Origin of the sequence: Salmonella sp. JXY0409-18 (assembly GCF_020268625.1) — a bacterium.
In the GTDB taxonomy this organism is placed as follows: domain Bacteria; phylum Pseudomonadota; class Gammaproteobacteria; order Enterobacterales; family Enterobacteriaceae; genus Salmonella; species Salmonella enterica.
Window position 1 is genome coordinate 3870568 of sequence record NZ_CP084216.1, and the last position, 14314, is coordinate 3884881.

Genomic DNA, 14314 nt, shown 5'->3' on the forward strand with positions numbered 1-14314 from the left:
CCTGTTATTGTCGCCACGGCATGACCGGCACCGCGCTGATGGCGTTCTTCGGCGACCCGTCGACTACTTTGTCGGAGTAGGCCAGATACGCCAGCGTGTTGCGTTTCTCATCATAGAAACGCACGACCTGCAATGACTTAAATATCAATGAGGTGCGTTTTTTGAAAACCACCTCTCCCTGCGCCTTGCCGTTCTTAATTTTGTCGCTCAGTTCAATAGGCCCGACCTGCTGGCAAGAGATAGCGGCGTCAGACGTATCTTCCGCCAGCCCCAATCCGCCTTTTATGCCGCCCGTTTTCGCCCGGCTAACATAGCACGTCACGTTTTTGACATCAGGATCGTCAAAAGCTTCCACCACGATTTTATGGTCAGGACCGAACATTTTAAATACCGTATCGACTGAACCAATTTGTTCCGCGCGGGCGCTCTGCCCCAGCAGCAACAAAATTGAGAAAAGTACTAAGCTCTTGTATTTCATATTGTTACCATTCATAAAAGTTACGTTGCGTAATTATTAGACATTCTAAAATAAAATGGTTATAGATCACAGGATTAGAATAATTACCTGTCACGTTGCCTAAAAAAAGCATTTAAGCTCAAAAAAAACACTGAATGCTAAAAGAACAAAAAATGCTATTATCCTCTTACCTTATATCGGGTGCTCGTTGTTGAAAGGATGGGGATATTTTATGGATCAGGCTGGCATAATTCGCGACCTGTTAATCTGGCTGGAAGGTCATCTGGATCAGCCGCTGTCACTTGACAATGTGGCGGCAAAAGCAGGCTATTCCAAGTGGCACCTGCAGAGAATGTTTAAGGACGTGACGGGCCACGCCATTGGCGCTTACATCCGCGCCCGTCGTTTATCGAAATCAGCAGTGGCGCTGCGTTTGACCGCGCGTCCAATTCTGGATATTGCTCTTCAGTACCGCTTCGATTCTCAGCAAACCTTCACGCGCGCCTTTAAGAAACAGTTTTCCCAGACGCCAGCGCTGTATCGTCGCTCCTCGGAATGGAGCGCCTTTGGCATTCGCCCGCCATTACGGCTGGGCGAGTTTACCGTGCCGGAACATCAGTTCGTTACGCTGGAAGATACGCCGCTCCTTGGCGTCACGCAGAGCTATTCCTGCTCACTAGAACAGATTTCCGACTTCCGCCACGAAATGCGCGTGCAATTCTGGCATGATTTCCTCGGTCATTCGCCAACTATTCCGCCAGTGCTTTATGGGCTTAATGAAACGCGCCCCAGCATGGAGAAAGACGATGAGCAGGAAGTATTCTATACCACCGCACTGCCGCAAGAGCAGGCCGATGGCTATGTTCAGTCGGCGCATCCTGTGCTGTTGCAGGGTGGTGAATACGTCATGTTCACCTATGAAGGGTTAGGAACCGGCGTGCAGGATTTTATCCTGACCGTTTACGGCACCTGTATGCCAATGCTGAATCTGACCCGTCGTAAAGGGCAGGATATAGAGCGATACTACCCGTCAGAAGATACCAAAACCGGCGATCGCCCTATCAACCTGCGCTGCGAATTTCTGATCCCGATTCGCCGTTAACGCTGTAGCTCATCCAATGCAGGGGCGTCCAGATGCGAAACGTCCCCTGCGGTTTCTACCACCCACCCAGACGCCAGCCACTGACTTTCCTGGTAATCGATGCGGGAAATAGAGCAGTTGCGCAAACGTAACCGGCGTTCCGCCCAGGCGGGTAGTCCCAGTATAGTACTGACCAGACAGCCCAACGCGATACCGTGACTGACCAATAAAGGTCGGCTGCCCTGCGGTAGCTCCAGACAGGACGCCAGCGCGGCATGAACGCGATCGCTCAACTCCTGCATCGATTCCCCGCCGGGAATGCGGCCATCCTGCGTGCCGTTAACTAACTGACGACGCCAGCCCTCTTCTTCTTCCGTCAGCGAATCGATCTGGCGCTTTTCCAGCACGCCCATATCCAGCTCGCGCAGGCGGGAGTCAAAGGTGATATCACACCCGCACGCCTGGGCGATAATCTCCGCCGTGCGTTTTGTGCGGCCTAAATCGCTGCTGATGATATGGGTGATGCCGAGGCTGCGGGCGCGTTCTCCTACCTGCATGGCCTGCTGCTCGCCTTTTGCTGTCAGGGGACTGTCCGATTGGCCCTGAATACGTCGCTCGGCGTTCCACTGCGTTTCACCGTGGCGAACAAGGTATACCTGTAACATGTTTTTTTTCCGTTATACTGCGATAAATTTTTAAAACTGAGCTTAATTATGCACCAGGTTATCTCTGCGACCACCAATCCTGCCAAAATTCAGGCAATTCTACAGGCATTTGAAGAGATTTTCGGCGAAGGATCGTGCCATATTACGCCCGTCGCCGTCGAGAGCGGCGTACCGGAGCAGCCCTTCGGAAGCGAGGAAACGCGTGCTGGCGCACGAAATCGCGTGGATAATGCGCGACGCCTGCATCCACAAGCTGATTTCTGGGTAGCCATTGAAGCCGGAATTGACGATGACGCCACCTTCAGTTGGGTGGTGATTGATAACGGCGTTCAGCGCGGTGAAGCGCGATCGGCCACGCTGCCGCTGCCCGCCGTCATTCTCGACAGAGTCCACCAGGGGAAAGCGCTTGGCCCGGTGATGTCGCAGTACACAGGTATTGACGAGATTGGTCGCAAAGAGGGCGCCATTGGCGTATTTACCGCCGGAAAATTAACGCGCTCCAGCGTTTACTACCAGGCGGTGATCCTGGCGTTAAGCCCGTTTCATAACGCGGTGTATCGATAATTATTTGCGCTATGTTGTAGGCCTGATAAGCACAGCGCCATCAGGCATTTCGCGGCGATGTCGCCGGATGGCCGCTTCGCCTTATCCGGCCTACGAGCAAATCAGGCGTTTTTCAGCAGTACATTCTCAAGCCAATGACGCAGTTCAACCGGCGCGGATTTCAGGCTGTTTGACCCGCGCGTGATGGTGGCGATGCCCGCCCCCAGCTCGGTTTTCAACTCGCGCTGGCTCATTTCGCCACGCAGCAACTCCTCAATAATGCGCACGCGCGTTCCCAGCGCTTCACGCTCGTCCGGCGTAAGCATCAGTTGTAATAAAGGCAGATGCAGATCCTCTGCATATGCCTGACGGAGTAACTCCACAAAACGAAGCCACTCCTGATTACGTTGTTCGGCGATAGCCGATGAATAAGGGGAATGCTGGGTCATGTTATACCGCCGTTTGTACTGTTACACGAGTACAAATGATAACATAACCCGTCTGCATTAATACCGCCGCTGCCACTCAGAGTCGCTCATTAAGGCCTCTTTCTGCCCCATAAAGTGGCGATAGTAAGCGTCATAGGCCAGAACGTTTTTCACGTAGCCGCGCGTTTCCGAAAAGGGAATGCTTTCGACAAACGCTACGGCATCGATACGCCCGGCGCTATTGCCAAGCCAGGTGCGCACGCGCCCCGGCCCAGCGTTATACGCCGCCGAGGCGAAAATACGGTTATTACCAAACTGCTGATAGACATACTGCAAATAGCTGGTGCCAATGTTGATGTTGGTCTCCGGCTCCAGCAGTTGGCCGGGGCCGCGGTAGTCCGGAATCGAAAACATTTTCACCGTATGGGTGGCCGTTCCCGGCATAATCTGCATTAAGCCGCTGGCCCCTACCGGCGATTTTACTTTCGGGTTCCAGGCGCTCTCCTGGCGGGCAATCGCCATGGCATAGCTTTGTGAGATATCTTTTCCGCGGGTATAGCGGGTAAAAAGATCGTTATACGCCAGCGGAAAACGCTCCTCCAGATGATCCCACAGTTTTCCGGCGATCGTCGCCTGTACGCTCAGATCCCACCAGTGCTGGTTAAACGCATAGCGCGCCAGCTGCGCCTGTTCAGATTTACTACGGCTTTTTACCAGATTCGCCCATTCGCTGCGCGCCGTGTTATCCAGGTTCCAGTACATCAGCTCCCGTACACGCGCCATCTCCGGCCCCTGCGTCAACGCGCTGTTTACGTTGGCGGGCGCTTTATCGATTTTAAGCGTGTACTCTTCGCCTAAACGCTGCGCCGCGACCATCGGATAAAAACCGCGCTTCTGCATTAAAGCATGAAGGATCTCTTTCGCTTCGGCGTCACGACCGCGCTCCAGCAATAAATCCGCCTGCCAGTAACGCCACTCGTCTTTCTCTTTCGCCTCCATCGGCAGTCGGGCAAGCCAGGTATTGAGACCGCGACGATCGCCCATCCCCAGCGCCATACGCACGCGCCGCTCGATAAGCGACGTCGATTGCGAGCGCATAATCGCGTCATCGCGCCATTTCGCCTGCGCATCGGTCACATCGTTGCCCATCAGTCGCCAGGCAACGATATCGCGCAGCGCCTGCGTTTGTTCCTCATTAAGTTTCTGCGCCTGTACCAGCGAGGGGATCATCAGACGCGCATTTTCCGCGTCCTGGCGGGCGACGCTGGCAAACGCGACTTCCGCCATCTGGCGGGTAAAATCGGTGGCGCCGGTGGTGCGTGCGAAGGTCAATACGTTATTAGGGTCATTAGCCAGGGTAATGATCGCTGAGGCGATCGTTTGATATTCCGCCGGCATCTGTCCGGCCAGCACCGTAACCAGCCCCGTATTCCCGGCTTTCATCGCCAGCCGAATACGTTCCAGGTACGCCAGCGGGTCTTGCTTGCCGGAGGCCCGCCAGACGCTGAACAGTTTATCGCAGGCATTCGGCTGGCTTTTGCCGGTCAGCCAAAGGTCTTTCGCGCCCTGCCAGGCCGCCTCCGTTTGCCCGGTACTCCATTTCGCGTAGTAATAGTTACATTGCGCTTCCGTGGTGCCGGGTTTCTCCGGGCTAAACGCCAGCAAGCCGCGCCAGTCTTCACGACGCGCCAGCTCATTGACGAAGCGCGATTGCAGCGTACGCGCAGGCGGAAGCGTTGGATTGGCGCGCACAAACTGCGTGACGGCAATCGCCGGTTGGTTCATCAAATCGTCGGTGATCTTACGGTATTCCAGATACGGGTAGAGCGGATAATCTTTCAAACCCGGCATCATCTGCTCTACCACATCCATCTGGCGGTTGTCCCAGGCCTGCTTAATCTGCGCATAGCGGTTACGCTGCTCTTCCAGTGAGTCGGCCCGCGCGAGGTGACAAAAGGTCAGCAGGCATACGCTGGCGGCGACGAGACGCCAGACAAATGGTTTGGCTCTATCCACAAGCACTTCCTCAATTGTTATCCAATGCAGCATCATGCCGCGTAATGAATTTATGCTAACCAGTCATAGCCATTTGCGCCACGTTACGGACACTTTTTTACTTTTATTGCGAGTGCGATCTGCTGGCTGGGCTTAGGCAGGGAAAAAGGCTACACTTCGCCTTTGACATCTATTCACCATCACGATAAACATAGAGGCGAAGTCCAACGTGGCTCAATTCGTTTATACCATGCATCGTGTCGGCAAAGTGGTTCCGCCGAAACGTCATATTCTGAAAAACATCTCGCTGAGCTTCTTCCCTGGCGCCAAAATCGGCGTGCTGGGCCTTAACGGCGCCGGTAAGTCTACCCTGCTGCGCATCATGGCGGGTCTCGATAAAGATATCGAGGGCGAAGCGCGCCCGCAGCCCGGCATTAAGATTGGCTACCTGCCGCAGGAACCTCAGCTAAACCCGGAACACACGGTACGCGAGTCGATTGAAGAGGCCGTTTCGGAAGTGGTTAACGCCCTCAAACGTCTGGATGAAGTGTACGCGCTGTACGCCGATCCGGATGCCGACTTCGACAAGCTGGCCGCAGAGCAAGGCCGGCTTGAAGAGATTATCCAGGCGCACGACGGTCATAACCTGAACGTGCAGCTTGAGCGCGCAGCTGACGCCCTGCGTCTGCCGGACTGGGATGCCAAAGTCGAAAAACTGTCCGGCGGCGAGCGCCGTCGCGTGGCGCTGTGCCGTCTGTTGCTGGAAAAGCCGGATATGCTGCTGCTCGACGAACCCACCAACCACCTGGATGCCGAATCTGTTGCATGGCTGGAACGTTTCCTGCACGACTTCGAAGGCACGGTCGTGGCGATTACCCACGACCGTTACTTCCTCGATAACGTCGCCGGTTGGATTCTGGAACTTGACCGCGGCGAAGGTATTCCGTGGGAAGGCAACTACTCCTCCTGGCTGGAGCAGAAAGATCAGCGTCTGGCGCAGGAAGCGTCTCAGGAAGCAGCTCGCCGTAAATCCATTGAGAAAGAGCTGGAGTGGGTGCGTCAGGGCGCGAAAGGCCGTCAGTCGAAAGGTAAGGCGCGTCTGGCTCGCTTTGAAGAACTGAACAGCGTTGAGTATCAGAAACGTAACGAAACCAACGAACTGTTTATTCCACCAGGACCGCGTCTGGGCGACAAAGTCATTGAAGTCAGCAACCTGCGTAAATCCTACGGCGACCGCGTACTGATCGATGACCTGAGCTTCTCGGTGCCGAAAGGCGCTATCGTCGGGATCATCGGGCCAAACGGCGCGGGTAAATCGACCCTGTTCCGCATGATGTCCGGTCAGGAGCAGCCTGATAGCGGCACCATTACGCTGGGTGAAACCGTCAAGCTGGCCTCGGTCGATCAGTTCCGCGACGCGATGGACAACAGCAAAACCGTCTGGGAAGAAGTGTCCGGCGGGCTGGATATCATGAAGATCGGCAACACTGAAATGCCAAGCCGCGCCTATGTAGGCCGCTTCAACTTCAAAGGCGTCGATCAGGGCAAACGCGTTGGCGAACTGTCCGGCGGTGAGCGCGGTCGTTTGCACCTGGCGAAGCTGCTGCAGGTGGGCGGCAACGTCCTGCTGCTCGACGAACCGACGAACGACCTGGATATCGAAACCCTGCGCGCGCTGGAAAACGCCCTGCTGGAGTTCCCTGGCTGCGCGATGGTTATCTCGCACGACCGTTGGTTCCTTGACCGTATCGCCACCCACATTCTGGATTATCAGGATGAAGGTAAGGTGGAATTCTTCGAAGGTAACTTTACCGAATACGAAGAGTACAAGAAACGCACGCTGGGCGCCGAGGCGCTGGAGCCGAAGCGTATCAAGTACAAGCGTATTGCCAAATAAATGTCTGAATGCCGGGTGGCGCTTGCGCTTACCCGGCCTACAAACCCAGCGATTCCAGTACGTTGTGAAACTGTAGGCCTGATAAGACGCGGTAAGCGTCGCATCAGGCATTGGTTCTTATCCCTGCTCGCCCATCATCTCTTTCACCAGTTCCACACAGCGCAAAAAGCGGCCATCGTAATCAGCCTCTTTAACGTGAACGAACTCAATGTTGTTCTCTTTCAGCATCTCGACCAGCAGGTTCTGGAACGCTTTGCGATCCACTGAACTGCCCAGACTTCGCAGTCCGTCAGCTACCCACGGCGTATTATTCTCCAGCAAAATCACCAGGTCGAAGCGATACTCGTCGATCAGCGCTTGGACAAAGGGATGCTCGCGCCCTTCGTATTTTTTGCAAAATGCCTGGGTGGTGACGAAATCGGTATCGATAAACGCCACTTTATTCGCATATTTCACTGCAAAATCAATATATTGTGCATGACCCAGCGCGATTTTATCGTAATCGGAATACTGTAACGCCATCTCATCGCCGCCCAGATGCGAAAAGACATAGTCGCGGCCATATTCCCAGGCGCTGGTGGTATTAAAAATATTGGCGAGCTTATTGACCAGCGTAGACTTGCCGCTTGATTCCCCGCCCAGTATAGCGACGGTACGCACGAAAAACGGCTTCACTTCGGTAGGAATATATTCCCAGTAACGAAACGGATTTTCGCGGATTTGCGCCCCGCTGATATTCATAAACGTGCGTTCAGGATCGACCAGCACCGTCTCAATCCCTAAATGCTCAAGATACTGCGGCGCATCAGCCTCTTCGGAAGTGTAGATCCAGCTCGGCTGTATTCCCTTCTCTGCCATAAACGCTTTAATGCCGTTGCTCCAGACGTCCCAGCCATGCGGATAAGGCTCCATCCCCTCTTCATTAAAGGCGTGGATGCGAATATTTTTTTGGTATTTGAAGGTTTGCAATAACCAGCGCAGGCGATCCGACACGGTGGGCTGCTGCGACATGGCGCTATCCTCAAACAGCCCGCGGTCGCGCGTATCGTCATATCCCATAATGATGTGCAGCTCATCCACCTGGCTACAGGCCCGCTGGATCAAGTAGATGTGTCCGGTATGCAATGGATAAAATTTACCGAACACCACGCCAATGTTTTTCTGTCGGCGGGGAAACTCCAGCCCGAGAAAACGGTGTAGCGCCTCCAGTTTTTGCGCGCTGGGGCTTTTGATTTTGGCGTTAAGTAACTGACTCAGATACCCCTTGGTCATACCGCTGGCGTCAGCCACCTGTTGCAGAGTGCAACCTTGCTGCTTAATCGCGGTTTTGAGATAGTCGAACGATGACACAAGAGCCTCCTGCTGGAAAAATCGCATAACACTGCCTGATGGCGCTTCGCTTATCAGGCCTACAACATCAATCCGTATCAATCCGTAGGCCGGATAAGACGCATTGCATCGCCATCCGGCAAATTATACAACATCGCTGCATACAGCGAATTATAAGTCGTCAAACACGCTTAACGCATCTGCGAGCTTTTTAACACCGAACACCTGCATTCCTTCCGGCGGCTTTTTCGGTACGTTGGCGGCAGGCACAATCGCCCGACGAAAACCGTGTTTCGCCGCCTCGGAAATACGCTCCTGCCCGCTCGGCACCGGACGAATCTCGCCTGCCAGCCCCACTTCGCCAAACACCACCAGATCCTGCGGCAACGGCCTGTCACGCAGGCTGGAGACCATCGCCAGCAGTAAAGCCAGATCCGCGCTGGTTTCGGTGACTTTCACGCCGCCGACCACGTTGACGAAGACGTCCTGATCCGACATTTGCAGACCGCCGTGTCGGTGCAGCACCGCCAGCAGGATTGCCAGACGGTTTTGTTCCAGACCGACCGCCACGCGCCTGGGGTTCGCCATCATCGAGTGATCGACCAGCGCCTGAATCTCCACCAGCAACGGTCGCGTACCTTCCCAGACGACCATCACTGAACTGCCGGAAGTGACCTCATCGCCACGGCTTAAAAAGATGGCGGACGGATTGCTCACTTCGCGCAACCCCTGTTCGGTCATGGCGAAGACGCCCAGCTCATTGACTGCGCCAAAGCGGTTTTTGTGGCTGCGCAGCGTGCGGAAACGAGAATCGGCGTCGCCGTCGAGCAATACTGAGCAATCGATACAGTGTTCCAGCACTTTCGGCCCCGCCAGCGACCCGTCTTTGGTGACGTGGCCGACCATCACGATCGCCACGCCGCGCGTTTTGGCGAAGCGCGTCAGGTAGGCTGCCGTTTCGCGGACCTGAGCGACACTGCCCGGCGACGACTGGATGTCCGCCATATGCATCACCTGTATGGAGTCGATCACCATCAGTTTCGGCTGTTCTTCTTCGGCAATCAGGCAAATTTGTTCGATGCTGGTTTCCGACAGCATATTCAGATTCGCCGTCGGCAGGCCAAGCCGATGCGCGCGCATCGCCACCTGCTGTAGCGACTCTTCGCCGGTGACGTACAGCGTTTTCATCTGCTCGGCAAGCTTGCACAGCGTTTGCAGCAGCAACGTTGATTTGCCCGCGCCGGGGTTACCGCCAATCAAAATGGCGCTGCCGGGTACCACCCCGCCGCCCAGCACGCGGTCAAACTCTTTAAAACCGGTAGAAAAGCGCGGCAGTTCCTCAAGACTGATGTCAGACAGTTTCTGCACTTTTGATACGCCCGCACTGCCGGCGTATCCGCTCAGACGTTCGTTACGCGCCACCGTCGGCGATGCGGCAAGGCGCACCTCGGTAATGGTGTTCCAGGCATGGCAGGCGCTGCATTGCCCCTGCCAGCGCGGGTAATCGGCACCACATTCATTACAAACAAAGGCGCGTTTTGGAGCTTTTGCCACGTTTTACCTCTTTCGTTAACGCTGTTGCCGGATGGCGCTGACGCTTATCCGGCCTACGGTCGCCTTGCCATTGGGCAGGTTAATCATTTCTGGTTCATGCTGCCGGAGAGAATGCAAAACACGCCCATCAGGTCAGCGTGGCGGATCGTAATCTCCGTCTTTTCGTTTACTTTTGGCTTGGCATGGAAGGCAATACCTAACCCTGCCGCTTTGATCATTGGCAGATCGTTAGCGCCGTCGCCAATCGCCACCGTCTGCGCCAGCGGGATATCATGCTCTTGCGCCAGACGAAGCAAGGTATTGGCTTTATACTCAGCATCCACAATATCGCCGATAACGTGACCGGTAAATTTACCGTCCATGATCTCCAGCTCATTGGCGACCGCCGCCGTCAGACGTAGCTGGTCACGCAGATAGTCGGCGAAGAAAGTGAAGCCGCCGGAGGCGATAGCGATTTTCCAGCCAAGCGCTTCCAGTTTTAGCACCAACTGCGTTAATCCTGGCATTAGCGGCAGATTCCCGCGCACCTGGCGCAAAATATCGGCATCCGCGCCTTTCAGCGTCGCCACGCGGCTACGCAGGCTGGCGGTAAAATCAAGCTCGCCGCGCATCGCGCGCTCCGTCACTTCAGCCACCTTCTCACCGGTACCGGCCAGCTTCGCGATTTCATCGATACACTCAATTTGGATCGCCGTGGAATCCATATCCATCACCAGCAGCCCCGGCGTGCGCAGATGCGGAATTTTACCCAGCGGCGCGACATCCAGCTGCGCCTCATGCGCCAGCCGCGTCGCACGCGGCGTCAGCGACCCCGCCAGACGAATGACCTGATAATCCTCCACGCACCAGGCGGCGACAATCACCATTGCGGCGCCCAGTTTGGTCTGATATTGAGTTAAACGCTGCTTATCCAGCCCGCGCCCATACAGCAGCCAACCGCTGCGGCCTGCATGGTAATCCAGAGGCATCACCTCGTCGCCGCTTAAAGAAAGAGGCAAACCAGGCCATAAAGAGACATCTTCAGGCAGATCGCACCAGGTAATGTTAGGCATTAAAGCTCCTGTAAATCGTTCAGGCCGGTAACCGCCCCGCGGAAAATAACGCATGAGGCTACCTTGTAACCATCGCTTCTGGCAACATTAAGCCTCAAATTTTCAGCAGGTGGAATATGGCTCGCGCAAAACTGAAATTTCGGCTGCATCGTGCAGTCATTGTATTGTTCTGTCTCACACTGCTCGTCGCGCTTATGCAGGGCGCGTCCTGGTTTAGTCAAAACCACCAGCGACAGCGCAATCCGCAGCTGGAAGAGCTGGCCCGCACGCTGGCGCGCCAGGTGACGCTCAACATCGCCCCGCTGATGCGCAGCGAAACACCGGATGAAAATCGCATCAATGCCGTGCTGCGTCAGCTCACGCAAGAGAGCCGTATTCTGGATGCCGGCGTCTATGATGAACAGGGCGATCTTATTACTCGCGCTGGCGAAAGCGTCAACGTGCGCGACAGGCTGGCGCTGGATGGCAAAAAAGCGGGCAGCTATTTTAACCAACAAATTGTCGAGCCTATCCAGGGCAAAAACGGCCCATTGGGCTACCTGCGTCTGACGCTGGATACCCACACGCTGGCCACCGAAGCAAAGCAGGTCGATAACACCACCAACATTCTACGCCTGATGCTGCTACTCTCGCTGGCGATAGGCGTGGTGCTGACGCGCACCTTGCTACAAGGTAAACGCACCCGCTGGCAGCAGTCCCCCTTCCTGTTAACGGCCAGCAAGCCTGTTCCGGAAGAGGAAGAGCGTGAGGAAAAAGAGTAAAATGACGGCTTAATAAAGGTAAGGAAAACCACCATGACTACATTACGCCTGCTTATTTCTGACTCTTACGATCCCTGGTTTAACCTGGCGGTCGAGGAGTGCATTTTCCGCCAGATGCCCGCCACCCAGCGCGTGCTGTTCCTGTGGCGCAACGCGGATACGGTGGTCATTGGACGCGCGCAAAACCCGTGGAAAGAGTGTAATACGCGGCGTATGGAAGAAGATAACGTCCGTCTGGCCCGCCGTAGCAGCGGCGGCGGCGCGGTATTCCATGACCTCGGTAATACCTGTTTTACCTTTATGGCCGGTAAACCGGAATACGATAAAACCATCTCCACCCATATTGTGCTCGCGGCGCTGAATTCACTGGGGGTCATGGCCGATGCTTCGGGACGCAACGATCTGGTCGTAAAAACGCCGGACGGCGATCGCAAAGTCTCCGGTTCAGCCTATCGCGAAACCAAAGATCGCGGTTTCCATCACGGTACGCTGCTATTGAACGCCGACCTCAGCCGTCTGGCGAACTATCTGAATCCCGATAAAAAGAAACTTGCGGCGAAAGGGATTACCTCCGTTCGCTCCCGCGTGGCTAATCTTACCAAGCTATTACCGGGTATCACCCATCAACAGGTCTGCCAGGCGGTCACGGAAGCCTTTTTCGCTCATTACGGCGAACGTGTCGACGCGGAAGTGATTTCACCGGATAAAACGCCGGATCTGCCGAATTTTGCCGAAACCTTTGCGCGCCAGAGCAGTTGGGAGTGGAATTTCGGCCAGGCACCGGCGTTCAGCCATCTGCTGGACGAACGCTTCACCTGGGGCGGCGTCGAGCTGCATTTTGACGTCGAGAAAGGTCATATCACCCGTGCGCAGGTGTTTACCGATAGCCTGAACCCGGCACCGCTGGAAGCGCTGGCGGGGCGACTGCAAGGGTGTTTGTACCGCGCGGATAAACTACAGGAAACGTGCGAAGCGCTGATAGCGACGTTTCCGGAACAGGAGAGTGAGTTGCGGGAACTGGCGAGTTGGGTCGCAGGGGCCGTGCGTTAAAGAATTGCCGGATGGCAGCTACGCCTTATCCGGCCTACAAATGAGTGCTTTCTGTAGGCCGGATAAGCAACGCGCCATCCGGCATTACCGCCACTCACCAGCGTCAAGATCCCTCACCTCCCCCGCCCAATAAACCGGGTAAACGCCATTGCGAACATCACGATGAAAGGTCGAAAACGGCCAGTCCTGCACCCGCCTTACCCAACCGTGCTTCACGGGGTTGAAGTAGAGGTAATCGGCATGTCGGCGAAAATCCTTTTCGTCGCGAATCGCGTGCTCCCAGAATCGTGGCTGCCACACGTCATGGCGCATTATCGATTTGGTAAATAACTTTTTAAGCTCCCGCCAGCGAGATGAAAAGTCACAATCGTTCTCAGGAAGCGTCCAGATGCAATGCAGATGCTCAGGCAACACGACAAAAGCATCAATTTGAAAAGGCTTCGTATTTTTCACTCGGCGAATAGCAGAGCGTAATTCCGCAATCTGGCGGACAAGTAAATCACTTTTCCGGTTTTTCAGATTAACCGTGAAAAACCAGGTGCCACCGTTAATGTAATAACGACGATAGTTCGACATTTTGTTCATTCCTTAAACAAAATCCAAACGTAACGGGTTAATAGCAAAAGGCAATGCGGAGAGGGTAATTCGGGAATGAGGCCCGCAGTATAAACAGCAGATTGCCGGATGGCGGCTACGCCTTATCCAGCCTACAAGTCGATCCGGTAACAACCGCAGGCCGTTGTAGGCCCGGTAAGCGAAGCGCCACCGGGCACAGCACAATCTTACTCTTTATCGCCCAGCAGTACGGATTCCAGTGCGATTTTGATCATGTCGTTGAAGGTCGTCTGACGTTCAGCGGCAGTGGTCTGCTCGTGGGTACGGATGTGGTCGGACACGGTGCAGATAGTCAGCGCTTTCGCGCCAAACTCAGCCGCAACGCCGTAGATGCCCGCCGCTTCCATCTCTACGCCCAGTACGCCGTATTTTTCCATCACGTCGAACATTTCGCCGTCCGGAGAGTAGAACAGGTCTGCAGAGAACAGGTTGCCCACGCGCGCGTCAACGCCCAGCGCTTTTGCCGCATCAACTGCGTTACGTACCATGTCGAAGTCAGCGATAGCCGCGAAGTCATGATCTTTAAAACGGATACGGTTCACTTTGGAGTCGGTGCAGGCACCCATACCGATCACCACGTCGCGCAGTTTGACGTCCATGCGCACAGCGCCGCAGGAGCCGACGCGAATGATTTTCTTCACGCCGAAATCGGTGATCAGCTCTTTGGTGTAGATGGAGCAGGACGGGATACCCATACCGTGACCCATCACGGAGATCTTACGGCCTTTGTAAGTCCCGGTGAAACCTAACATGCCGCGAACGTTGTTCACTTCGCGAACATCTTCGAGGAAAGTCTCAGCAATGTGCTTCGCGCGCAGCGGGTCGCCCGGCATCAATACGACGTCAGCGAAATCACCCATTTCTGCATTAATATGTGGAGTTGCCAT

At 55.1% G+C, this 14314-nt stretch carries 14 protein-coding genes; 5 read left to right on the forward strand and 9 right to left on the reverse strand.

Annotated elements, in window-relative coordinates; genetic code table 11:
- Positions 1-4: 4 nt before the first annotated feature.
- Positions 5-478: a protein CreA gene (gene creA / locus LDB27_RS18815; protein WP_000875811.1), complete on the reverse strand. Its 474-nt coding sequence runs from the start codon at positions 476-478 to the stop codon at positions 5-7.
- 211 nt (positions 479-689) lie between these two features.
- On the opposite strand from creA, the gene robA reads away from it, so the two are divergent.
- Positions 690-1559 carry an MDR efflux pump AcrAB transcriptional activator RobA gene (gene robA, locus LDB27_RS18820; protein WP_000371685.1) on the forward strand — a complete coding sequence of 290 codons (870 nt, stop codon included), beginning with the start codon at positions 690-692 and terminating at the stop codon, positions 1557-1559.
- Here robA and gpmB read toward each other — a convergent pair.
- Positions 1556-2203 (reverse strand): 2,3-diphosphoglycerate-dependent phosphoglycerate mutase GpmB, encoded by a 648-nt coding sequence (gene gpmB, locus LDB27_RS18825; protein WP_000942363.1) that lies wholly within the window; start codon positions 2201-2203, stop codon positions 1556-1558. The genes robA and gpmB overlap by 4 nt on opposite strands.
- A 48-nt stretch (positions 2204-2251) precedes the next feature.
- Between gpmB and yjjX the strand changes: the two genes are divergently transcribed.
- Positions 2252-2767, forward strand: coding sequence for an inosine/xanthosine triphosphatase (yjjX, locus tag LDB27_RS18830; RefSeq protein WP_000554309.1), 516 nt, complete (start codon positions 2252-2254; stop codon positions 2765-2767).
- Between the two features lie 101 nt (positions 2768-2868).
- Here the strand turns inward: yjjX and trpR are convergent, their stop codons facing one another.
- Positions 2869-3195, reverse strand: a complete 327-nt coding sequence (gene trpR / locus LDB27_RS18835) for a trp operon repressor (protein ID WP_000192003.1) — start codon at positions 3193-3195, stop codon at positions 2869-2871.
- A 57-nt stretch (positions 3196-3252) separates the two neighbouring features.
- Positions 3253-5190, reverse strand: coding sequence for a murein transglycosylase (sltY, locus tag LDB27_RS18840; RefSeq protein WP_000373272.1), 1938 nt, complete (start codon positions 5188-5190; stop codon positions 3253-3255).
- A 208-nt stretch (positions 5191-5398) separates the two neighbouring features.
- Between sltY and ettA the strand changes: the two genes are divergently transcribed.
- The gene (gene ettA, locus LDB27_RS18845; protein ID WP_000046773.1) at positions 5399-7066 is read left to right on the forward strand and encodes an energy-dependent translational throttle protein EttA; all 1668 of its coding nucleotides are present in this window, start codon (positions 5399-5401) and stop codon (positions 7064-7066) included.
- 117 nt (positions 7067-7183) lie between these two features.
- On the opposite strand, the gene nadR is transcribed toward ettA, so the two are convergent.
- The 3 genes from nadR to serB all read right to left on the reverse strand — a co-directional run bounded on the left by nadR (position 7184) and on the right by serB (position 11001).
- Positions 7184-8416 carry a multifunctional transcriptional regulator/nicotinamide-nucleotide adenylyltransferase/ribosylnicotinamide kinase NadR gene (gene nadR, locus LDB27_RS18850; RefSeq protein WP_000093829.1) on the reverse strand — a complete coding sequence of 411 codons (1233 nt, stop codon included), beginning with the start codon at positions 8414-8416 and terminating at the stop codon, positions 7184-7186.
- A gap of 150 nt (positions 8417-8566) precedes the next feature.
- Positions 8567-9949: a DNA repair protein RadA gene (gene radA / locus LDB27_RS18855; protein WP_001029710.1), complete on the reverse strand. Its 1383-nt coding sequence runs from the start codon at positions 9947-9949 to the stop codon at positions 8567-8569.
- An 83-nt stretch (positions 9950-10032) separates the two neighbouring features.
- A complete protein-coding gene (gene serB, locus LDB27_RS18860; RefSeq protein WP_001132983.1) occupies positions 10033-11001 on the reverse strand; it encodes a phosphoserine phosphatase in 969 nt (322 codons plus the stop codon).
- Positions 11002-11117: 116 nt separating this feature from the next.
- On the opposite strand from serB, the gene LDB27_RS18865 reads away from it, so the two are divergent.
- Entirely contained in the window at positions 11118-11762 is a 645-nt protein-coding gene (locus LDB27_RS18865) for a YtjB family periplasmic protein (protein WP_000090067.1), read from the forward strand.
- 33 nt (positions 11763-11795) lie between these two features.
- Positions 11796-12812, forward strand: coding sequence for a lipoate--protein ligase LplA (gene lplA / locus LDB27_RS18870; protein ID WP_000209773.1), 1017 nt, complete (start codon positions 11796-11798; stop codon positions 12810-12812).
- An 84-nt stretch (positions 12813-12896) separates the two neighbouring features.
- Here lplA and LDB27_RS18875 read toward each other — a convergent pair whose 3' ends face one another.
- A complete protein-coding gene (locus LDB27_RS18875; RefSeq protein ID WP_000073957.1) occupies positions 12897-13388 on the reverse strand; it encodes an REP-associated tyrosine transposase in 492 nt (163 codons plus the stop codon).
- A gap of 206 nt (positions 13389-13594) precedes the next feature.
- Positions 13595-14314, reverse strand: a complete 720-nt coding sequence (gene deoD / locus LDB27_RS18880) for a purine-nucleoside phosphorylase (RefSeq protein ID WP_000224864.1) — start codon at positions 14312-14314, stop codon at positions 13595-13597.